Genomic DNA, 20,600 nt, shown 5'->3' with positions numbered 1-20,600 from the left:
CCTATTAATTTGCGACCCGAACTTCAGCGTCTACGCTTAAGCCTGCACGCAATTGATTTTTGTATTTTTCCGGATTGAGGATTTCAATTTTAACCGGTACACGTTGGGTGATTTTTACGAAGTTACCCGATGCATTATCAGCAGGAAGGAGAGCAAAACGGGCACCTGTAGCTTCCGAGAGCGATGTTACGCGGCCTTTGATGTCGAGGTCAGGGTAGGCATCTAGTTTAATATCAACCTCTTGGCCAAGCTGCATTTTTTCGAGCTGAGTTTCCTTAAAGTTGGCCACTACCCAGAAGGTAGAATCAGCTACAATTGTAAACAGATTCTGTCCTGGCTGTACGTACTGACCAACCACTACATTTTTCCGGCCGATCTTGCCAGCAATTGGTGCTGCGATGTGTGCGTAACCGACTTTCAATTTAGCATTGTCGATAACGGCCTGTTTCACTTTCAGCATCGCCTGAATCTTCTGAATGTTCGCCTGTGCTTTTGCAATACCTGCCTGTGCCACGGCCTGTGAGGTTTTCGCCAGATTGATTTGCTCTACATTCGCTTCGTACTGACGCCCTTGTACTTCCGCATTGTTTTGCGAGTCTTCCAGTTGCTTTTTGGTCAGCGACTGTTCTTTGTAAAGGTTCTGATCGCGTTGTAGATCCTGCTGCGCTTTATCGCGACGAGCAGCCTGAACTTGAGCAGTTGATTGAGCTACGCGAGCATTCTGCGCTACATTACGAGCGTTAGCCTGGGCATTCTGTAAATCTGCCTGTGCATTGGCGAGATCCGCCAGCGATTGCTGATAATCAGCGTCGGCCTGAGACAAGGCCACATCATATTCCTGAGGATCGATAGTGACCAGCTGCTGGCCTTGTTTAACCACAGCATAGTCATCTACGTTAACAGCGGTAACATAACCAGCTACCCGAGCCAGTACTGGAGCTGAGTTGCCTTCGATTTGAGCGTTGTCGGTTGATTCATATTGTTGTCCGTGACGATAAGCCTGGTAGCCAAAATAACCACCGACTAAAAGCACGATAGCAATAATAATGCGGGGTAAGTAAGCACGAATTCCGCTTTTTTCTTCTGTTGCTGCCATTTGCTGAGTGAGAGTTGCCATAGATTCATTAATGTTTTAGGCAATTGGGATAAGCGTGTGAGAACTAATAAATTAGTCAACATGTTTGACTATTGTTGGCAAAAGTAAACTGAGTTGACTATAAAGTCAAGCAGGTTGACTAAATTTGTACAATATTTTGATCAGAATCGTTTCAGATTTTTCTATTTTGCTTTCATCATGATGAAAATAGATAAGAATTCCTTTGATTTTAACCAATTTAAGCTGATCCGGGAGCGATCAGTCGGGCGTTTATTCTGGCGGCTCAAACGATTTACAGCTAGCTATATTGAGCCTCGTTTGCACGCGCTTGGCTATACCGATTTTAAAATGAGCTACCTGATGTTCTTATCAAACATTGAAGAACACGGGACTACGAATAATGAATTAGCTAAAAAAGCCTGCGTTACGAAGCAGATGATGAGTAAAATTGTCGGGCTGTTGGAAGAAAAAGGCTACATCTATACACGGAAAAATCCGAATGATTCTCGTTCCAGCATCATTTTCCTCAATGAGCGGGGTAAAGAGTTATTTGTTGCGCTTGAGGGCTGTATGCAGGAAGCGCGCGGTAAGTTCGATAAAATTGTAGGCCATGAACGTATGGAGCAGGTGATTGAGACAATGTCTAAGCTCGTTACAGAACTGGAAAAAGAAGACTTATGATTTTACGGGAAAGTACGATTTCCGTCCGTTTAAACGATACAAACCGACTATAAGTGGTCGGCTTTGTTGTTTCCATATAGCCAGAATATCTAAAACATACTGCCTTAGGAGCGGATTTGTGGAAAGTTATTCGCTTTGTTTTCCCTGTTCTTTCTGCGTCAGAGCTGTTTTGGTATTTACTTTCCGAGCGTTTAAATAACCTTTAACAACGGTAAATGTGGTAATAGCCAGGAAGAAAATAATAATATACTGTACGTAATCCACAATCCAGGGGAACCGCTCACCGAAGTAGAAACCACCCCCTACTAGCGTAATCACCCAGATTGCACCTCCCACAATATTATAGAGCATAAAGTATTGGAAAGGCATGTGAATGAGCCCCGCCAGTAAAGGTGCAAACGTGCGAACAACTGGTAGAAATCGGGACACAATTAAGGCACTATTACCATAACGCATGAATGCATCGCGTGTATTATCAATGTATTTCTGTTTAAAAAAGAGCGAATCGGGCCTATTCTTAATCCTGGCGCCGAAATAATAACCTGTTAGATAGCCTGTTAGAGAACCCAGAACGGCTGCACCAAAAATACAGATCAGTAACAAGCTAATCGGTACATTCAGAAGTTTTGTTCCGGCAAATACGCCCGATAGAAACAGCAGGTAATCGCCGGGGAGGAAAAAACCGAAAAAAATACCGTTCTCAACGAAAATAATGAGAGTGACCAAAACAAGTCCACCTGTTCGGATTACTTCCTCGGAATTAAGTAAATACCTGAAAAACTCAATAATCTGATCCATGGTGAGTAATGAGTGATAAGCGATAAGTGATGAGTGATGAATAATATGCGTCAGCTTACTTATCACTCATCACTTATCGTTCATCACTCATTTGCAATTAAATGTATTCCGCCAGCTCCAGCCAGCGGTCTGATTTTTCGGCGATCTGTTGGTCGATCTGCTCAATTTCGCGGGCCCAGGCTGTTAGTTGCTCATGATGTCCGCCCATATTAAGAAGACCCACCACTTCGGTCTTTCGTTGCTCCAATGATTCGATTTCTTTTTCCAGCGTTTCGTATTCGCGAATTTCCTTGAAAGACAGTTTCTTCCTGGTATTACTTGTTGAGTTTGTTGCGGAAGAAACTACAGTTGTCGGAGTTTGGTTCTTCGACGCACTCTGCGCCGGTTTATCATTTTGTGAAATCGATTTCTTGGGTTGCGCATCCCGCCATTCGCGATAGTCGGTGTAGTTGCCCGGAAAGTCGCGAACTTTACCTTCACCTTCCAGCACAAAAACGTGATCCACAAGTCGATCCATAAAATAGCGGTCGTGGGTCACAATGAGGACGCATCCCGAAAAATTGAGCAAAAACTCTTCCAATACGTTAAGGGTCGTAATGTCAAGGTCATTTGTGGGCTCGTCCAGAATCAGGAAATTTGGATTTTGGACCAAAACTAGAAGCAACTGTAACCGCCGTTTTTCGCCCCCACTTAATTTCGATACATAGTCGTATTGTTTCGCCCGATCAAATAAGAAACGACTCAGTAATTGGGTCGCAGTAACCGTATCGCCATTGGCCACTTTCATAACTTCGGCTACATCCTGTACGACATCAATGACCCGTTGATTTTCGGGTAGATCGAGCTCGCTTTGTGTGTAATACCCGAATTTGACCGTTCCACCCGTTACGATTTTACCCGAATCAGGACGAAGTTGGCCCGTCAACATGTTCATCAGCGTGGTTTTGCCCATCCCATTCTTGCCGATTAATCCCACCCGGTCGAACCGCTTAAAGGTATAATTGAAATGGTCGAGCAATACGTTATCGCCAAATCGTTTGCTTAGGTTTTCAACTTCGAGAATCTTGCTGCCTAGCCGAGTCATTCGCAGATTCAGGTCGAGTTCACCATCATTGCGCTTGCCACTCGTTTTTTCTTTTAAGTCTTCAAACGCATCAATGCGATACTGTGCTTTGGTGCCTCTCGCTTTAGGCTGTCGGCGCATCCATTCGAGTTCGCGTCGGAACGTATTTCGATCTTTGGCTAATTCTGAAGCTGCCGCCGTTTCCCGCTCGTCTTTTTTCTCCAGGAAATAAGCGTAATTGCCTTTGTACGTATAAAGCTGACCACCATCAAGTTCAGCAATCTGATTACACACTCGATCCAGAAAATAGCGGTCGTGCGAAACCATTAATAATGTCCCATTATTCGTATTCAGGAAGTTTTCGAGGTATTCGATAGCTTCGAGATCGAGGTGGTTTGTGGGCTCGTCCAGAATTAACAAGTCTGGATTCTGGATGAGAACTCGCGCCAATGCCACCCGTTTTCGTTGCCCCCCTGAGAGTGACCCTACCAATTGCTCAACATTATGAATCCCCAATTCCCCCAGAATCTGACGGATTTGCGTTTCGTAATCCCAGGCTTCAAGTTTTTCCATATCGACCATCGCTCGTTCGAGAGCCGCATGGTCGTCGTGGGCCAGCGCCAGTTCATAAGCCCGAACTGCATCGAGCTGGGCGCTCTCGCCCGCCAGTACGACTTCCATAACCGTAAGTGCGTCGTTCAGATCAGGCTGCTGATCGAGGTAGCCAATTGTAATGTCTTTTCGATGGCTGACAATACCTGAATCAGGTGGAACAGCTCCGGCTAAAATAGATAGGAGAGTGGTTTTGCCCGAACCATTGGCACCAACAATTGCCACTTTGTCACCTCGGTTTACTCCAAAGGTTAAATTTTTGAACAGAAAGCGGTCACCGTAGGACTTCGTTAAATTTTCGGCTGATAGGTAATTCATATATTTGAAAAACCTGTAAAGTGTTTAAACCTTGCAGGTATGAAAGCACAAAGGTACAACAAAGAAAATCGTTCGTACTTTTACCATTCAATGCTGTTCCTTCATGTCGATATAACCAAAAATGTCTTCTAAACATCTCCTGACAACGTTCCTATTAACAATTGGGGCAATCACGCTAACCAAAGCCCAGACTTCTACCGAGTTTAAGTCCTATACTCAGGTCGTTCCAGGAAGCAATCAGACCTATGCAATGGTAGCTATTCCGGGCGGAAAATTTCTAATGGGCAGTCCGGCTACAGAGAAAGGCCGTAATCCAGACGAAGGACCTCAGCATAGTGTAACGATTGAGCCTTTTTACATGGGCAAATACGAAATCACGTGGGATCTTTACGATTTGTTTGCCTTCACGAATATGGAGAAGGAGATGGCGGCTAAGTACACACAGACGGACGCGAATCTGGCAAAAACAGATGCAACCACACGTCCGAGTCCGCCTTATGTAGACATGTCCTTTGGAATGGGTCGGGCGGGGTATCCGGCCATCAATATGACTCAGTATGCAGCCATTAAGTTTTGCGCCTGGCTTTATGCGAAGACAGGTATTTTTTATCGACTGCCAACCGAAGCCGAATGGGAATACGCTTGTCGTGCTAATACCAACACACCCTATTCATTTGGGGCTGATGTGAAAAAGCTGGGTGAATACGCAGTATTCAATGGCAATAGCGGAGGGGGCTACAAGCAAGTAGGTACCAAGAAACCAAATCCATTTGGGCTATACGATATGCACGGAAACGTAATGGAATGGACGAAAGATCAATACATTGAAGATTATTACAAACAGGTTGCCAGTGGAAAAGTAAAAGAGCCTTACGCACCCACGACAACACTTTATCCGAATTCAGTACGTGGAGGTTCTTGGGACGATGAACCGGGCGTACTTCGCTCCGCTGCTCGAACGCCTTCGGCCCCAGCCTGGAAGATACTCGATCCACAAAGTCCAAAATCGGATTGGTGGCTGACATCCGCTTCGTTCGTTGGTTTCCGCATTGTACGACCGGCTAAAACACCCAGCGAAGAAGAAATTAAAGCATACTACGATATTAAAGTGATAAAAGATTATTAAGAAGGTATGGTCGCTCATGCGTTGGGCGTACCCCTATTTCATCCATCATATATGCTAATTATCCTCCTCGGGGCTAACCTCGGAGACCGTTTGCAAACGTTGAATCGGGCAATTAGGCTGATTGATGAACGAGTTGGGTTGGTGGTTCAGCAATCCAACTTGTATGAAACGGCACCTTGGGGTGTTATCGATCAGCCATCTTTTTTGAATCAGGTTCTGGTCGTTGAAACAAATCTGGAACCGTTAGAAGTGCTTCGCCAAACGCAACAAACAGAAGAAGACTTAGGGCGGGTTCGATTGGAAAAATGGGGCGCTCGGTTAATTGATATTGATATTCTGTATTACGATCAACTCATTCTGCAAACGGATAAACTAACGATTCCTCATCCATTTCTGCATCTACGACGCTTTACTCTAGTGCCGTTAGCTGAAGTTGCACCAGACTTTGTCCACCCTACTCTGCAGAAAACATCACTTGAATTATTGGCAGACTGTGAGGATAAGAGTGAAGTAACGATTTTTAATTTCTAAATAATATCGCCCCTGCGCTGAAAACGTAGTACCTTTGCGGTCAGTTTGTTATCAGTTTATCAAAAAACACAAGAATTATGTCTGCCACGCTTGACACCGTGAGTTTATTAGCCGACCGCATCAACGCGCTGGAGGAATCGTCCACGCTGGCGATGACCAAGAAAGCCCGTGAATTGGCTGCTCAGGGCCACAAAGTAATTAGCCTGAGCGTTGGAGAGCCGGATTTCAAAACCCCACAGCACATTTGCGAAGCCGCCAAGAAAGCCATTGATGATGGATTCCACGGCTATTCGCCTGTTGCCGGTTATCCCGATCTTCGCAAAGCTATTGCTGATAAATTCAAGCGCGACAATAATATTGACTGGAAACCCGAAAATATCGTCGTTTCAACCGGGGCCAAGCACTCGCTGGCGAATGTCATTCAGGTACTGATTAACCCAGGTGATGAAGTCATTATTTTCTCGCCTTACTGGGTTAGTTACTCCGAAATGGTGAAACTCGCTGAAGGGAAAGCGGTTGTAGTGGATGGCTCGTTTGAAAATAACTTCAAAGTAACGCCGGAGCAATTCGAAGCAGCCATTACAGATCGGACGAAGATCGTGATGTATGCGTCGCCGAATAACCCGACTGGCTCGATCTATTCCGAAGCCGAGTTACGCGCTATTGCCGACGTAGTGGCTCGTCATGACAACATTTATGTGTTGGCTGATGAAATCTATGAATACATCAACTTTACACCCGAAGGTCATTTCAGTATCGGCTCGATTCCGGAAATTGCTGAGCGCGTGATTACGGTGAATGGCGTAGCGAAAGGATTTGCTATGACGGGCTGGCGTATTGGCTACATCGGCGCTGCTAAATGGATTGCTGACGGAGTCGAGAAACTACAGGGACAAGTTACGTCAGGTACAAACTCAATTGCCCAGAAAGCAACGGTTGCCGCCTTGACTGGTCCATTGGAGCCATCTATGGAGATGACCAAAGCCTATCACCGTCGTCGGGATTTAGTAGTGAAATTATTGAAAGAAGTACCGCACTTCCGAACGAATATACCTGAAGGTGCTTTCTATGCTTTCCCGGATATTAGCTACTATTATGGTAAATCTGACGGAACAACGACGATCGAAAATTCGGATGATTTTGCGCTTTGGCTCCTCAATAAGGCATTTGTAGCAACTGTTGCTGGTTCTGGATTCGGTGCGCCTGACTGCTTACGGATTTCAACGGCTGCATCTGACGAATCGCTTGTTGAAGCGGTACAACGCATCAAGGATGCCGTTGCCACATTAAACTAGAAATAAAGAAAACTAATATACAAACAGGCGGCTATACGGTCGCCTGTTTGTATATTAGCTTAATAGCTTAAATTGATTAAACTGGGTTTTGGCAGCTGAATATGCGGAAGTGGCTGATAATCAATGGCAACAAAAGCTATGTTATAAAATTGGATTTTAATGTAAGCTTTAGCTATAAAAATATTATATTTGAGTAACATTAAGGAGATTGGCATCAAAATTGAGTATAGGTAAATTACATTAGGAAAAATCCAATGATTTTTTGAGTAAAAGTTGATTTAGACGCTATTCAGCGGTAAACATTTTTAAAATACCCTTGTTTTTGTACTAAGGCAAGTTTAATTTTGAATATCGATGGAATAGTAACTTGGATTGACTTCATAAGTTGTTTGGGTGATCCTAACCGTAACCTTAATCTTGTAAATTTTTTATTAAGCCAATGAGAAATTTTCGATTATACATGATCTTTCAATGGGTCTTTTTCCTGCCCATAATTCTACCGTTATGTATCATCTTCGGGGCTTTGCGTGGAATCGTACAGATGATAGAGCGTGTGATGGAACAGATTATTTTGGATGTTGCGCCTTCAGAGCCAACGGCAACATCAACTACTATAACCGAACCTTAACTGCTTACTGATGTAAGTAGGATGGGATAATAAATAGAGACTAATGCAAAGGGCCGCATTTTCTGGGGATCAGAATCTGCGGCCCTTTACTTTTCTGGTTAATACGTCATCTTGTATTACTCGAAAATGAAGTCCATGTTTTTATCCTTGTAATTTTCGTCATCCAATTCCAGAAATTCCTCCCAAAATGGATCATTAGGTAGACCTGCCTTACAAATAAGAGGCCGATCTGGCGCTCCGGCTTGTTTTACCGGATGGATGAAATAAAGCCGACGTGCGTGTAGATAAATCTTTTTGTCAGCGACGGCCCGGTCATAGCCATATTTTACATCACCCCGAATCGGGCAACCCATGTGAGCCAGCTGCGACCGAATTTGATGCGGTCGTCCAGTAATAGGGTTTACCTCCAGCAGATAATGTTCATTAATTCTACCCAAAACTCGATACGATAGCTCTGCTTTCTGTGAGTTGGCAACTTCGTAATCGTAAGCGGTTACCTGATTCTTTTGCTCATCTTTCACCAACCAGTTAACCAGCTTATCCGCATTCTTTGGCGGTTTGTGGCGAACTACTGCCCAGTAAGTCTTTTGTACCTGACGTTTCCTGAAAATTTCATTCATGCGTTCGAGTGCTTTCGAGGTTCGGGCAAAAACGACAAGGCCACTTACCGGCCTATCAAGTCGGTGGACTAAACCCAGAAAAACTTCGCCAGGTTTGTTGTATTTTTCTTTGATATAATCCTTTAGAACGTCCAGGAGCGTGATATCGCCCGTGCGATCACCCTGAACGAGTATACCCGGATCTTTATTGACAATTAGCAGGTGATTATCTTCGTAAACAACCTGATATGGTTTCTTTTTCATTGATTTTCAGACTAAAAACCAAAGACATTGAGTAGACGGTTGATGTCTTCGTCTGCCTTTTCTTTATGTTCTAACTCAATATGCTTCTTTCTCGTTCGGAAAGTCGTTTGCTTTTACGTCATCGACATAGTGAGCAATGGCCTCAGTCATAACCTTATGCAAGTCAGCGTATCGACGTAAAAAGCGCGGTTTAAATTCGTTGTTGATCCCAAGTAAATCATGAATAACCAGTATCTGTCCATCGGCGTCGGGACCAGCGCCAATGCCGATGGTTGGAATATGAAGGCTTTTCGAGACGCTTTTCGTGAGTACTGCCGGAATTTTCTCCAGTACCAGGCCAAAGCAACCAATCTCTTCGAGCATACGGGCATCGGCCATTAGTTTTTCTGCTTCGGCTTGCTCTTTCGCCCGAACGGCGTACGTACCAAATTTATAAATGGATTGAGGAGTTAATCCGAGATGACCCATAACTGGAACGCCTGCGCTCAGAATACGGACAATCGATTCTTTCACTTCCAGACCACCTTCCATTTTTACGGCGTGCGCACCCGACTCTTTCATGATGCGAATGGCCGACTGGAGCGCTACTGACGAATTACCCTGATAAGAGCCAAACGGTAAGTCGACGATAACCAAAGCTCGTTTCACACCTCGCACAACGGAACTGGCGTGATAAATCATCTGATCGAGGGTAATCGGTAGCGTTGTCTCATGGCCTGCCATAACGTTCGAGGCCGAATCGCCGACGAGGATCATTTCGACGCCGGCCGCGTCAACTACCCGCGCCATTGAGTAATCGTAGGCAGTTAGTGCAGAGATTTTCTCTCCCTTATTTTTCAGTTCCTGAATGGTATGCGTCGTAACGCGCTTTATATCGGGATTATGAACAGACATTTTGAGTCGTAGGGTTATAATGTTGTAAAGTTATAGAGTTGTAAGCAGGAGAGGACAAACTATACAACTCAATAACTATACAACTTTATAACTTCATGACTTTCACCTTGGTGTTAACCAGGATTCGGGGTTGAGTTTGGTGAACTCCTTCCAGATCTGAAACTGGATTTCAGAGACGCCATTTTTGTCGGTAGCTACGGTTCCGATGGATTCACGAGCCTTTACACGCTGACCAATTCGGACCGATACACTTCGGAGTTTCGCGTAGATGGTAAAATAATCGCCGTGCTGAATGGCGACGACGTTGTTCATGCCGGGCATATTCGTTACATCCTGAACAATTCCGTCGTAAACAGATCGAACACCCTCACCGGCATTGGTTTGAATGTCAATGCCTTGATTTTCAACGAAAATACCCTTGAGGACAGGATGGGGTTTTCGGCCAAAGCGATCGGAGATAAATCCCTTGGTAACTGGCCAGGGCAGATGAGCCCGCGAAGATGTGAACGATGATGCCAATGCTGTTTCTTCATCGTTCAGATTGTTGTTTCGCCGTTCATCCGGTTTTTTAACAACCTCTGGTTCGACCGGTTTTTCTACTTTAGCCACATCTTCGGCAGCTGGTTTCTCGCCCGCTTTTTCAGCGGCTGCAATCGCTTCTTCCGCCTTTTTGCGCTCAGCTGCTTTTCGAGCTGCTTCCAGTTTGGCAAGTCGCTCACGTTCGGCTCGTTCACGCGCTTCGCGTTCAGCCCGTTCTCTCGCTTCGCGGGCAATCAGGCGCGTAATCATTGTTTCCAATCGGCCAATAGCCCGGCGACTTTCGGCCAATTCCTGCTGAAGTTCTGTTTCTTTCTGTCCTAATTCCTTAACAACAGTATTCTTCTCTTCTTTAAGCGATTGCAGTTTTTTGCCCTCCTGTAGCTTCGCGTTGATGGTACTTTTTTGGGCCAGCCGCTTATTTTGAGTTGCTTTTTGTTTGCCCTGCAACATTACCTGAATATTGTTCATTTTACGAACCTGGCTCTGGCGGGCATCAGAGTATTGGCGCAGGTAACGATACCGGGCAACGAGCTGATTGAAGTTATTGGCCGCGAACAAAAATCCTAATGAATTAACCTGCTGCCGACGCTTATCCGCTGCGTAGATCATGGAGCTATATTCCTCCTTTAGGTTATTTAAATCCTGCGTAAGTGCCTGACTGGCCTGGCGTAACTCAACAATCTCAGATTCAGTTAGCCTAAGGTCTTTATTTAGCAGATTAATTTGATTCGATTGCGTTTGGATCTGTTGCTCAATTGCCTTCAACTGCCCTAAGCCAGCCAGCTTTTCTGTAGACGTTTGCTTTAGAATCGTACGAATCTGAGCCAGTTTCTCCTGATTCTGCTTTTTCTCTTTTTCCAGAATTTGCCTATTCTGCTGGGTTTGCGTAGCCTGCGCCATTGCCGAAAACCCGATTAGATTAAGGGCAACTAGTTGGACTACTGACCAGCAAACAGATTGGAAAGAAAATGAAGATTTAGGAAACATGGCTCTGAAAACCAACGGATAGACGTTATGGGCGACGAGTATAATTTGCAGGAATAGTGAACGGGAATCCCGGACTTTTATCGACCAGTTCAACTTTGTTGTGTTTAATTTGGAGCAGAGTCTGGTAGAATTGACCATCTTTCTGCGATTTGTAATCGAGTGTCACTAAACTAGTATACGGAAATAGAAAGTTGTTTAGTGAAGCAAAATCCTCATAGTCCAGTCGTAAAGTGTTCTTGGTTGGCTGCTCTGTGACCATTAATTTCTTTAGTTTACGATCATTCTCGCCAATATAATTTTCCACTGATACCTTGCCTTCACTCTGACGCAACAGCAGGTAATCTCGCTCATTTTTGATCTTTTGCGCCGGGCGTTTTGGAAGTGGCAGGTTGCCAACAATCAAAGCCTGAAGCAATTCGAAATTCATACTGAAATTAAACTGACGACTCAGGCTGGGAAAATCATAGACCGAATACTCTTTATGGATCTTATCCATGATCGTAATGGAATCGCGCGTAATTAATCCTCGGGCAGCTTCGATTCCCAACTTTGAAATGGATACCCAAATTAGACTGTCTTTGCGAACCCGGATATTCACATTCGCATTGTCGATGTCCTGTTGCTGGCTTTTAAACGAAATTTTCGACTTGGCTGTCAGGTAGCGAAAATCAATTTCAGCAACATTGGCACGGGCTTCTTCAATGCCAGGTCGACCTACTTTGGTAGCCGTTGATGAATCGCTTGGAGGAACTGCGATTGGGCGAACGGCAATACTAGAATCAGGAGTAGGGGATGGAGAAGTAATTGAGCCACTGGAGTGCGACATTCGATTTCGTCGACAACCTTCCGAACTCAGTAAGACAATTAGTATGAAACTAAAAAACAGATATTTATTCATTTGGGCAATTTACAGTTCGCGGTTTACGGTATTCGGTTTACACCGGGCCGTCGCTACGGTAGCCAATGCGGAAAATTGTTAATCTGCTAATCACCGTAGCGACGGCCCGGTGTAAATCGTAAACCGTTGTTACAACTTTCCGGTAGCTAACTTTTTATCCAAATCGGGGCTGGCACCACCTTTTTCTTTGGCCTTTTTCCACTGCTCCATTGCCTTATCCTGCTGACCAAGTTGATAAAGGACATCGCCATAATGCTCTATAATTGTGCCGCTTACATTAGCCGGATCAGCCATGGCTTTTTCCAGATATTGCCGTGCTTTGGCGTAATCTTTCGAAACGTATAGTACCCAGGCATAGGTGTCTAAATACGTTGCATTGGTTGGATTCCGTTCAACCAGTTTCTGAGCTAGTTGCTGAGCCCGTGGAAGATTTTCTTTTCGGAGGGATAGAAAATAGCTATAATTATTCAGAACGTGGTCATTGATTGGGTCCACTTTCAGAACGGCTTCATAGGCTTCATTCGATTTCGCATAATCGCCTAGTCCGTTGTATGCATCGCCTAACTGAGCATCAATTCCCCGTTTTAATTCATTGTTGGAGTTGGAAACCAGCAGTTTCTTACTTTCTTCCAGTGCATCAACTGCCTGCTGATACTTCCGTTTGTACAGGTTCGCTGACCCATTCGAATACCAGAATAAACCTTGCGTTGGAAAGACTTCGAGAGCTTTTTCGGAATGGAGCAGTAAGCTATCTACCTGATTTAATTCGCCATCTAGTTGGAGTAATGCTCCCCAAACCTCATATACCGAACCATCGAGTTGGGCTGCTTTAGCATAAGCATCTCGCGCTTCTGCTTTCTTCCCTTGCTGCATCAGCAAATCTGCCAGCATCACCTGTGTTTTAGGATCGTTGGGGGAGGTTTTCGCCAGATTCTGTGCCATGTTAAGCGCATCTTTCTGAGCACCTGGACTTTCGCCCGTCATGCCTACATAGCTCGATAGAATTCTTGCTTTTAGGCCAGCTTCCAGATTTGGGTTAGCCAGCACCTGATTAAGTTCCTGGGTAACGCGGGCCATATCGCCTTTTTTACGGTAGATATCGGCTAGCAGGACGTGGGCCTGTGGAGAATCTGCGTTTAATTTTAGTGCCCGATCAATCCAGGTTATTGCCTGATCGGTTCGGTCATTGGCAATTAATAGCTCAGCCCCTTCGAGCAGATAATCCGGGTCGGATGGTTCGGAAGATACTAATTTCTCTGCCTCTTCAACAGCCTTGTCTATTTTGTTCTGTTTAAGATAAATACGCTGTTTCTGCCGGGTAATTTCTTCGTTCAGGCCTAATTCCCGTTCGACCAAATTATAGGCTTCGAGGGCTTTGTCGGGTTTTTCATTAAAGAGGTAAATAGCAGCCAGCTCAACCCCATACTCAGCATTTTCGGGCCCTTTTTTGAGTAGCTTCTCGTAAAGTTCTTCGGCTTCTGAATAGCGTTTTTGTTTAACATATAACTCAGCTAATAGAAGTGCGTAATATTTATTTTGACCATCTATTGAATGGGCTTTCGCAGCATGTGGAATGGCTTCGGCAATTTTGCCTGTTTTCTGCAAGGCAGTGGCAATCGAATACTGAGCAGCTGAGTTATTAGGTTCTTTTTGAAGCAGTTTGTTGAATTGAGCGATGGCTTTTGCCGGTTCATCCGTCATCAAATATCGAACGCCCTCCGTGAATTGAGTTTCGGCTTCAATCTTTGTCGTTGTAGTCGATCCAGCTTTGGCTAATGCCGTATCGGGCTCTGCTCGCTCTCGTCGGCGTTGTGCCGAAGCTGGTGTCAAACTGAACCAGAGAACCATTGTCAGGCTCCCAATCCACCCAAGCAGAAGTCGATTGCAGAAAAATTTATATAACGTATTCATGCCGGTCAGTGTATAGACAAATGTACTTACAAAAAAACGCGCTCTGTCTGGTTCTATTGCGGTTCACAAGTAAGTAAGTTCCTTAGACAAAGATAGTTTAAAATAGCAGAAAGCTGCATATGACGCAAAGACCATCGGGAGGCTGACCTGAATCGCTGGCTAAAACGGATTTTACAACTAGTTCCTCGCTTTTCGATTCCTATACAAATACTTTGCCTGTCTGGTCTGATTATCAATAAACTGGGAAAATCGCCTGAGAAATGAAATTTGCAATCAATAACTTTTCGTGGAGGCCTGGGTTTATTCCTCAATAGCCATCAGGCTACCTACTCAAAAACACAATACTCTTATTAATGGAAACTGTATACACTGCCACAGTCAGTAATGTTGGCGGACGCGAAGGTGATGTTAAATCGCTCGATGGGGTTTTAGAACTGGATGTCAAGCGACCGGTCGAGATGCATGGGGAAGGAGGGGCCGCTAACCCTGAAATGCTATTTGCCGCAGCTTATAGTTCGTGCTATAATAGTGCGCTGATGACAGTTGCTGACCGGCGGAAAATCATTTTGCCAGAACATGCCGTTGAAGTCAGTATTTCGCTGAATAAAGATGGAAACAATATGTTTCTATCGGGTAAAATTACCGTGAAAGCTCCCGGTATGGATCACGATCAACTTCAACAACTCGCCGAGGTTGCTCATTCCGTTTGCCCTTATTCTAAAGCGGTGAAAGGCAATATGGAAATGAAAATCGAAGTGTTGGTGTGAAGTAGCAGAGGGCGTTGGGCATAGGGTTAATTAAAGTAAAATCTACCCTATGCCCTCAACCTTATGCCCCATGCTAGCCAATCGCATCATACACCTGTACACGCTGCCATAAGTGTGCGCAGCTATCTACGAATGCCAGATGGACCGGATGTGTTTGGTACGTATCGTGTGCAGCTTTATCCGCGAAAACGAAGGTTAACGAAAAGTCATACGTATGATCGATAACTGGTCGACGGGTTTCGGCAGGAGTTCCGATGTAAGCGGCTGAGATTTCGGTAATACCTTTTAGGGATTCAAGGCCTGCCCGGAGCGCATCATGGTCGGCCTGGGTTTCGGGATGATGGAGCCAGAAAAAAACTGTGTGAACAAACATAATCTTGGTTGGGAGGAATTATAAAAATGGTCCCGTAAAAGTACGAATACTTTCCAGTAAGCGGGGGGCGAAAGTAAGGTAAAGGGGATTAATTAACATCCCCACGTCCCATCAATTTTTCCGCAAAATGCTCATCCGCCAGTAGCTTGCGAATGATATCCAGATCACTATCGTTGATCAGATCTCCCAAACTTAACTGATATAAATTAGCCAGCTCTTCTAGCTTATTGATGGAGGGTTGGGTCTGCCCACTTTCCCATTTGCAGTAAGCGGGCTGAGTCATACCAATATTGAAAGCAATGTACTCCTGCGAATATCCAAATAACTGACGTAACCGACGAAGCTTCTCCGATAGTACTGGCATAATTTACTAAGGTTTAATCCAACTTATTACTATACTAAAAGCGTAGATCGTCGTGGCATATGGATACGTATTCTTTATTGATTGGTAGGTAAACCTACGAAAGTCGGTTGGGGTTTAGATTTCTATTTTTGCCCGATTTGGTAAATAGTGAGGTTCTGGTCTTACCCTAAGTAGTTATAAAATTATAACTGAAAGCTATTTTTTTATAAGGTTTAGTTATCAGCATCAGCCACTTAATCCCCCAACTTTGTCCCAGGCAAACGGCAATAACAGCTAACAATTTTTCGTGAACAGCTTATTAATTGTCTATTGCCAAGCGGCTGCCGAAAAGCTTATAGAGTAGGTATAATTAATGAATAATGTTATGAAAATCGTAGATCTTGCTACCCTCGGCGTAGAGGAGCTGACCAATCAGGAAATGATTAACAACAATGGCGGTGGCGATAGCACCAGCATCGGAAATATCGGCGGAATTGCTATTGGCGATTTAGTCGATGTAAGCGGCAACAGTCTTTTTAACGGAAATTACGCGCTGTTCAGCGGTAATCAGACTGACATTAGCCCTGTGACGAATACACTCTTTAATTTTAGTACGAGTGAGTCATAATTGAAGAACCAGATTGGCTAAATGTCAGTCGAAATAGTGATTAATTGAGTGATTTCTTTTCACGTAAATTTTAGTTCATTATGAAAACGTTCGATTTTGCGACTCTCGGTGTAGAGGAGCTGACCCATAAGGAAATGATTGATAATAATGGCGGTGGCGATAGCACCAGCCTACTAAACATCGGTTCAATCTCTATTGGTGATTTAGTCGATTTGAGCGGCAATAGCCTGTTCAACGGCAACTATGCCTTATTCAGTGGAAATTCGACCAGTGTAAATCCAAGTACAGGTGTGGGCGTTAGCGTCACCACGAATGAATCATAAGCGACGACAAGTAGGTCGCAATGCAGTTAATTGAGTAAATATTTTTTCACTTAATTCTTTATCGTTATGAAAACGTTCGATTTTGCTACCCTCGGTATTGAGGAGCTAACTAACCAGGAAATGATCAATAACAATGGCGGTGGTGATTCCACTAGCATTGGTAATATAGGTTCGATACTCGTCGCCGATTTGGTTGATGTAAGTGGCAATAGCCTGTTCAATGGCGACAGCTATCTGTTCAGCGGCAATAGCACGAGTGTAAACCCAGTGACGAGCGCGCTCTTTAATTTTAGCTCGAGCGAATCGTAAATTATAGAAATGAGCCGGGTAAATTAGCCCGGTGAAGTAATAGAAGTAAAGCAGGGATTTGGCCCGGAGAGTAAGAAACGTATCAATTGTTTCTGGCTCATGGGTCAAATCCCTGCTTTTTAGTTATACGTATATAGAAGTCAATTACTCAACGAAAAATCATGAACGAGAACGACTTTTCCTATGGCTTAGTCACGTATTTACCTCGCGTAACTGTACGAAGTCAGCTGATTTACACAACCGTACTGGCTGTTGTATTCCTAACCTTACTGGCGCTGCCATTTATTTATGTTGATGTTTCGGTGCAGGCTAATGGACTGATTCGACCCGTTTCAGAACGGAGCGAAGTAAAAGCCACTGCCGGAGCTGTTGTGGAAAAAGTGATGGTGCGCGAATGGCAATCCGTTAAACGGGGAGACCCCTTATTTCAGCTCCGATCTGATGCGCTGGAAACCCGCAAACAATTAGTTGACAAGCAAATTGCTGAAAAACAAGGTTTTATTCAGGATTTAGATCAGCTAACAAGGAAGTCCTGGCAAGTAGTCAGCGGTCTGACGGCTCCACTCTATCGGCAGGAATACAATCAATTTCGGGCAATTGTTGAAGAGAGCTGGAATTTGCAGGAAAAGCGTAAACGCGAACTCAAAACGGCTGAATTATTATATTCTCAAAAAGTCATTGCACGGCTCGAATACGAAGACGCACTTTACGCACATAAAGCCGCGTTGGCCCGTTATAACACCTTAGTTCAACAGCAGCGTAGCGACTGGCAGACGGACCTGACGCAAAGTAAACGAGATTTAGCGAGCCTTGAAACGGAGGTAAAACAGCTCAGCGAAGAGCAGGAACTATACATATTAAAAGCACCTGTTGGCGGAACGGCTTCTCAATTGGCCGGACGTTATGCGGGCAGTTATGTACAACCAGGCGATGTGTTGGCCATTATTTCTCCTGACTCCACATTAATTGCCGAAGCCTACGTACCATCCAAAGATATTGGCTTGTTGAAGCCTGGACAACCGGTACGTCTGCAAGTCGATGCCTTTAATTACAACCAATGGGGGCTACTTACTGGGAAAGTCATTGACATTGCAAACGATTTCACAACCACAAATGGCGAACCCGTTTTTAAAGTCCGATGCCAGTTAGATCGACCCTACTTATCGTTACAAAATGGCTATCAGGGACGACTGAAAAAGGGAATGACTGTACAAACGCGCTTTCAAGTGGCCCGACGCTCAATCTTCCAGTTACTATATGACAAAGCGGATGATTGGCTAAATCCGGCTATAAACAATCCAAAACCAGCTACAGCAAGTGCGCAGAAGGAGGGCGGCAAAACCATATGAACGTCACGCAGTCAGGTAAAAATGGAAAAGCGTTCGAGTTATTGGAGCGTACGCGCGAATGGATTGCCGAAAAAGGCATTAGTAGCCGGGTGAGAATCAAACAACGGGATATCACCGACTGTGGAGCGGCCTGTCTGGTATCGGTTGCGGCCTATTATCGACTTCTATTGCCCGTTGCCCGAATTCGGCAGCTGGCTGCTACTGACCAAAAAGGTACTACCGTATTGGGCATAGTTGAAGCGGCTCAAAAGCTTGGTTTTCAGGCTAAAGGTGTTAAGGCTCCGTTCGAAAGCTTGTCGAAAATTCCCCAGCCAACAATTGCTCACGTCAATATCCCCAATAGCCAGCTACAGCATTACATAGTCATCTATCGGGTTACTCCTCAGCAGATTACAGTGATGGACCCGGCTACTGGACAGATGCGTCACTTATCGCCCGATGAATTCAAATCAGTCTGGACGGGATTGCTGGTCTTACTGGTTCCTGATGAAACGTTTGAAATAGGCAACCAGAAAGTATCTGTTCTTCAACGATTTTGGCAATTGCTGCAACCTCACCGAGCTGTTATGTTTCAGGCACTGTTTGGAGCGTTGATTTATACAGTTCTAGGATTATCGTCGGCCATTTACATTCAGAAAATCGTCGATAACGTCTTGGTCAATGGCAATCGTAATTTGCTGAACCTGCTTAGTGTTGTCATGATTGGCCTGCTGATCCTGCAAATTTTTATTGGTGCAACCAAAAGCTTTTTTAACCTAAAAACCGGCCAGCGGATTGATGCTGCTCTGATTCTGGGCTATTATAAACACCTGATGACTCTACCTCAGTCATTCTTTGACACAATGCGGGTAGGGGAGATCATTTCCAGAGTTAACGATGCGGTCAAAATTCGGACGTTTGTGAATGATGTGGCACTTGGCCTGCTCGTAAATGTACTGATCGTCTTTTTCTCGTTCGGATTGATGTTTACCTATTACTGGAAACTCGCCCTGATTCTGATATTGATCGTGCCTTTTTACGCGGGTGTCTACTGGGTGATGAACCGATTTAACCAGCAGTATCAGCGGAAACTGATGGAAAATTCGGCTGACCTGGAAGCACAATTGGTCGAATCGCTTAATGCGATGCCGACGATCAAGCGGTTTGGATTAGAGCAGTTTGCCAGCCAGAAAACCGAAAACCGATTCGTTGCTTTGTTACAAACGATTTTTCAGACGAGTAGTGCGGGAATTTATGCTGGTAATGCATCGGAATTGATCACCCGATTATTTACCATTATTCTGCTTTGGGTAGGGGCTGGATACGTCCTGGAAAACGACCTGACACCGGGCGAACTACTTTCCTTTTACGCGCTCATCGGCTATTTCACAGGCCCGGCGGGTAGCTTGATCGGGGCCAACCGTAGCATTCAGGAAGCGATTATTGCCGCTGACCGACTATTTGAAATTATGGACCTCGACCGCGAATCGAATGAGAATAAGGTTCAGCTACAGCCTGATATGGTTGGGCAGATTCGCTTCCAGAACGTAACCTTCCGATATGGTACCCGAGCTACCGTGTTTGACGATCTGACGCTGACAATGCCCAAAGGGAAAATCACAGCCGTTGTCGGCGAAAGTGGTTCGGGTAAATCGACGCTTATGTCGCTCGTACAAGGGCTCTATCCGTTGCAGAGCGGTAGTATTTTCATCGGCGATTACGACATCAAACACCTGCATCCAGATAGCCTGCGACAGGTTGTGAGTGTAGTGCCCCAAAAGACCGATCTTTTCGCCGGTAATGTGATTGATAACATTGCCATTGGGGAAGAAGAGCCAGACATGCAACGGTTGCTATCCATTTGCGATCAATTAGGCATTACCGATTTCATTGAACGAATGCCGAATGGCTATAAAACGTATCTGGGAGAAAATGGCGCGACGCTTTCCGGTGGTCAACGCCAGCGATTAGCCATCGCCCGTGCTTTATATCGACAACCCGAAATTCTGATTCTGGACGAAGCCACGTCGGCACTGGATTCGGTATCGGAACAGTTTGTGCAACGTACTGTGCAACAGCTCCGTAAAGAAGGGAAAACGATCATCATTATTGCCCACCGACTAAGTACGGTTCGGAAGGCCGATAAGATTGTCGTGTTGGAGCAGGGACGGATTATTGAGCAGGGAAAACACGTCGATTTGCTCAAAAATGGAAAGGCGTATTCGCAGTTCTGGCAGCAGCAAACAGAGGTGGTTTGAGAAATTATGATTTTTTAAGAACGTATTCAG

Annotated in this window: 20 protein-coding genes; 10 read left to right on the top strand and 10 right to left on the bottom strand. The window is 44.8% G+C overall.

Annotated elements, in window-relative coordinates; translation table 11 throughout:
- Window positions 1–4: 4 nt before the first annotated feature.
- On the bottom strand, window positions 5–1,117 hold the full coding sequence (locus ACYVE4_RS15530) for an HlyD family secretion protein (protein ID WP_461041073.1): 1,113 nt from the start codon (window positions 1,115–1,117) through the stop codon (window positions 5–7).
- A gap of 177 nt (window positions 1,118–1,294) precedes the next feature.
- Between ACYVE4_RS15530 and ACYVE4_RS15525 the strand changes: the two genes are divergently transcribed.
- Window positions 1,295–1,777: a MarR family winged helix-turn-helix transcriptional regulator gene (locus tag ACYVE4_RS15525; protein WP_461041072.1), complete on the top strand. Its 483-nt coding sequence runs from the start codon at window positions 1,295–1,297 to the stop codon at window positions 1,775–1,777.
- Window positions 1,778–1,903: 126 nt separating this feature from the next.
- On the opposite strand, the gene ACYVE4_RS15520 is transcribed toward ACYVE4_RS15525, so the two are convergent.
- Both ACYVE4_RS15520 and ACYVE4_RS15515 read right to left on the bottom strand, forming a co-directional pair.
- Window positions 1,904–2,575 carry a DedA family protein gene (locus ACYVE4_RS15520; protein WP_461041071.1) on the bottom strand — a complete coding sequence of 224 codons (672 nt, stop codon included), beginning with the start codon at window positions 2,573–2,575 and terminating at the stop codon, window positions 1,904–1,906.
- Window positions 2,576–2,672: 97 nt separating this feature from the next.
- Window positions 2,673–4,568: an ABC-F family ATP-binding cassette domain-containing protein gene (locus ACYVE4_RS15515; RefSeq protein ID WP_461041070.1), complete on the bottom strand. Its 1,896-nt coding sequence runs from the start codon at window positions 4,566–4,568 to the stop codon at window positions 2,673–2,675.
- Between the two features lie 121 nt (window positions 4,569–4,689).
- On the opposite strand from ACYVE4_RS15515, the gene ACYVE4_RS15510 reads away from it, so the two are divergent.
- From ACYVE4_RS15510 to ACYVE4_RS15500, 3 genes are all read left to right on the top strand, one after another.
- On the top strand, window positions 4,690–5,694 hold the full coding sequence (locus tag ACYVE4_RS15510; protein ID WP_461041069.1) for a formylglycine-generating enzyme family protein: 1,005 nt from the start codon (window positions 4,690–4,692) through the stop codon (window positions 5,692–5,694).
- Window positions 5,695–5,745: 51 nt separating this feature from the next.
- A complete protein-coding gene (gene folK, locus ACYVE4_RS15505; protein WP_461041068.1) occupies window positions 5,746–6,225 on the top strand; it encodes a 2-amino-4-hydroxy-6-hydroxymethyldihydropteridine diphosphokinase in 480 nt (159 codons plus the stop codon).
- 77 nt (window positions 6,226–6,302) lie between these two features.
- The gene (locus ACYVE4_RS15500) at window positions 6,303–7,520 is read left to right on the top strand and encodes a pyridoxal phosphate-dependent aminotransferase (RefSeq protein WP_461041067.1); all 1,218 of its coding nucleotides are present in this window, start codon (window positions 6,303–6,305) and stop codon (window positions 7,518–7,520) included.
- Between the two features lie 744 nt (window positions 7,521–8,264).
- On the opposite strand, the gene ACYVE4_RS15495 is transcribed toward ACYVE4_RS15500, so the two are convergent.
- The 5 genes from ACYVE4_RS15495 to ACYVE4_RS15475 all read right to left on the bottom strand — a co-directional run bounded on the left by ACYVE4_RS15495 (window position 8,265) and on the right by ACYVE4_RS15475 (window position 14,241).
- Entirely contained in the window at window positions 8,265–9,011 is a 747-nt protein-coding gene (locus tag ACYVE4_RS15495; protein ID WP_461041066.1) for an RluA family pseudouridine synthase, read from the bottom strand.
- A 75-nt stretch (window positions 9,012–9,086) separates the two neighbouring features.
- Window positions 9,087–9,905 carry a 3-methyl-2-oxobutanoate hydroxymethyltransferase gene (gene panB, locus ACYVE4_RS15490; RefSeq protein WP_461041065.1) on the bottom strand — a complete coding sequence of 273 codons (819 nt, stop codon included), beginning with the start codon at window positions 9,903–9,905 and terminating at the stop codon, window positions 9,087–9,089.
- A 102-nt stretch (window positions 9,906–10,007) separates the two neighbouring features.
- Complete coding sequence (locus tag ACYVE4_RS15485) at window positions 10,008–11,432, bottom strand: murein hydrolase activator EnvC family protein (protein ID WP_461041064.1); 1,425 nt, start codon at window positions 11,430–11,432, stop codon at window positions 10,008–10,010.
- A 25-nt stretch (window positions 11,433–11,457) separates the two neighbouring features.
- A complete protein-coding gene (locus ACYVE4_RS15480; protein WP_461041063.1) occupies window positions 11,458–12,330 on the bottom strand; it encodes a DUF4292 domain-containing protein in 873 nt (290 codons plus the stop codon).
- A 129-nt stretch (window positions 12,331–12,459) separates the two neighbouring features.
- Complete coding sequence (locus ACYVE4_RS15475; protein ID WP_461041062.1) at window positions 12,460–14,241, bottom strand: tetratricopeptide repeat protein; 1,782 nt, start codon at window positions 14,239–14,241, stop codon at window positions 12,460–12,462.
- Between the two features lie 353 nt (window positions 14,242–14,594).
- On the opposite strand from ACYVE4_RS15475, the gene ACYVE4_RS15470 reads away from it, so the two are divergent.
- Window positions 14,595–15,008, top strand: coding sequence for an Ohr family peroxiredoxin (locus ACYVE4_RS15470; RefSeq protein WP_461041061.1), 414 nt, complete (start codon window positions 14,595–14,597; stop codon window positions 15,006–15,008).
- Window positions 15,009–15,081: 73 nt separating this feature from the next.
- Here the strand turns inward: ACYVE4_RS15470 and ACYVE4_RS15465 are convergent, their stop codons facing one another.
- Entirely contained in the window at window positions 15,082–15,381 is a 300-nt protein-coding gene (locus tag ACYVE4_RS15465; RefSeq protein ID WP_461041060.1) for a Dabb family protein, read from the bottom strand.
- An 88-nt stretch (window positions 15,382–15,469) separates the two neighbouring features.
- Entirely contained in the window at window positions 15,470–15,745 is a 276-nt protein-coding gene (locus ACYVE4_RS15460) for a helix-turn-helix domain-containing protein (protein ID WP_461041059.1), read from the bottom strand.
- A gap of 364 nt (window positions 15,746–16,109) precedes the next feature.
- On the opposite strand from ACYVE4_RS15460, the gene ACYVE4_RS15455 reads away from it, so the two are divergent.
- The 5 genes from ACYVE4_RS15455 (at window position 16,110) to ACYVE4_RS15435 (ending at window position 20,570) form a co-directional block, all read left to right on the top strand.
- Window positions 16,110–16,352, top strand: a complete 243-nt coding sequence (locus ACYVE4_RS15455) for a hypothetical protein (protein ID WP_461041058.1) — start codon at window positions 16,110–16,112, stop codon at window positions 16,350–16,352.
- An 80-nt stretch (window positions 16,353–16,432) separates the two neighbouring features.
- Window positions 16,433–16,675: a hypothetical protein gene (locus ACYVE4_RS15450; RefSeq protein WP_461041057.1), complete on the top strand. Its 243-nt coding sequence runs from the start codon at window positions 16,433–16,435 to the stop codon at window positions 16,673–16,675.
- Between the two features lie 66 nt (window positions 16,676–16,741).
- Complete coding sequence (locus ACYVE4_RS15445) at window positions 16,742–16,984, top strand: hypothetical protein (protein ID WP_461041056.1); 243 nt, start codon at window positions 16,742–16,744, stop codon at window positions 16,982–16,984.
- A gap of 161 nt (window positions 16,985–17,145) precedes the next feature.
- Window positions 17,146–18,333, top strand: coding sequence for an HlyD family secretion protein (locus ACYVE4_RS15440; RefSeq protein ID WP_461041055.1), 1,188 nt, complete (start codon window positions 17,146–17,148; stop codon window positions 18,331–18,333).
- The gene (locus ACYVE4_RS15435) at window positions 18,330–20,570 is read left to right on the top strand and encodes a peptidase domain-containing ABC transporter (protein ID WP_461041054.1); all 2,241 of its coding nucleotides are present in this window, start codon (window positions 18,330–18,332) and stop codon (window positions 20,568–20,570) included. The genes ACYVE4_RS15440 and ACYVE4_RS15435 overlap by 4 nt, the downstream gene beginning before the upstream one ends.
- Window positions 20,571–20,600: the final 30 nt, after the last annotated feature.

This window comes from Spirosoma harenae (assembly GCF_054776975.1).
The sequence above is the reverse complement of the archived record's forward strand: the minus strand, read 5'-3'. Positions and strand labels throughout refer to the sequence as shown.

Coding starts and splice junctions, on each gene's coding strand:
- ACYVE4_RS15530 (WP_461041073.1), bottom strand. CDS start 1,117: ATGGCAACTCTCACTCAGCAAATGGCAGCAACAGAAGAAAAAAGCGGA.
- ACYVE4_RS15450 (WP_461041057.1), top strand. CDS start 16,433: ATGAAAACGTTCGATTTTGCGACTCTCGGTGTAGAGGAGCTGACCCAT.
- ACYVE4_RS15500 (WP_461041067.1), top strand. CDS start 6,303: ATGTCTGCCACGCTTGACACCGTGAGTTTATTAGCCGACCGCATCAAC.
- ACYVE4_RS15510 (WP_461041069.1), top strand. CDS start 4,690: ATGTCTTCTAAACATCTCCTGACAACGTTCCTATTAACAATTGGGGCA.
- ACYVE4_RS15485 (WP_461041064.1), bottom strand. CDS start 11,432: ATGTTTCCTAAATCTTCATTTTCTTTCCAATCTGTTTGCTGGTCAGTA.
- ACYVE4_RS15515 (WP_461041070.1), bottom strand. CDS start 4,568: ATGAATTACCTATCAGCCGAAAATTTAACGAAGTCCTACGGTGACCGC.
- ACYVE4_RS15475 (WP_461041062.1), bottom strand. CDS start 14,241: ATGAATACGTTATATAAATTTTTCTGCAATCGACTTCTGCTTGGGTGG.
- ACYVE4_RS15435 (WP_461041054.1), top strand. CDS start 18,330: ATGAACGTCACGCAGTCAGGTAAAAATGGAAAAGCGTTCGAGTTATTG.
- ACYVE4_RS15455 (WP_461041058.1), top strand. CDS start 16,110: ATGAAAATCGTAGATCTTGCTACCCTCGGCGTAGAGGAGCTGACCAAT.
- panB (WP_461041065.1), bottom strand. CDS start 9,905: ATGTCTGTTCATAATCCCGATATAAAGCGCGTTACGACGCATACCATT.
- ACYVE4_RS15480 (WP_461041063.1), bottom strand. CDS start 12,330: ATGAATAAATATCTGTTTTTTAGTTTCATACTAATTGTCTTACTGAGT.
- ACYVE4_RS15445 (WP_461041056.1), top strand. CDS start 16,742: ATGAAAACGTTCGATTTTGCTACCCTCGGTATTGAGGAGCTAACTAAC.
- ACYVE4_RS15465 (WP_461041060.1), bottom strand. CDS start 15,381: ATGTTTGTTCACACAGTTTTTTTCTGGCTCCATCATCCCGAAACCCAG.
- folK (WP_461041068.1), top strand. CDS start 5,746: ATGCTAATTATCCTCCTCGGGGCTAACCTCGGAGACCGTTTGCAAACG.
- ACYVE4_RS15495 (WP_461041066.1), bottom strand. CDS start 9,011: ATGAAAAAGAAACCATATCAGGTTGTTTACGAAGATAATCACCTGCTA.
- ACYVE4_RS15440 (WP_461041055.1), top strand. CDS start 17,146: ATGAACGAGAACGACTTTTCCTATGGCTTAGTCACGTATTTACCTCGC.
- ACYVE4_RS15460 (WP_461041059.1), bottom strand. CDS start 15,745: ATGCCAGTACTATCGGAGAAGCTTCGTCGGTTACGTCAGTTATTTGGA.
- ACYVE4_RS15520 (WP_461041071.1), bottom strand. CDS start 2,575: ATGGATCAGATTATTGAGTTTTTCAGGTATTTACTTAATTCCGAGGAA.
- ACYVE4_RS15525 (WP_461041072.1), top strand. CDS start 1,295: ATGATGAAAATAGATAAGAATTCCTTTGATTTTAACCAATTTAAGCTG.
- ACYVE4_RS15470 (WP_461041061.1), top strand. CDS start 14,595: ATGGAAACTGTATACACTGCCACAGTCAGTAATGTTGGCGGACGCGAA.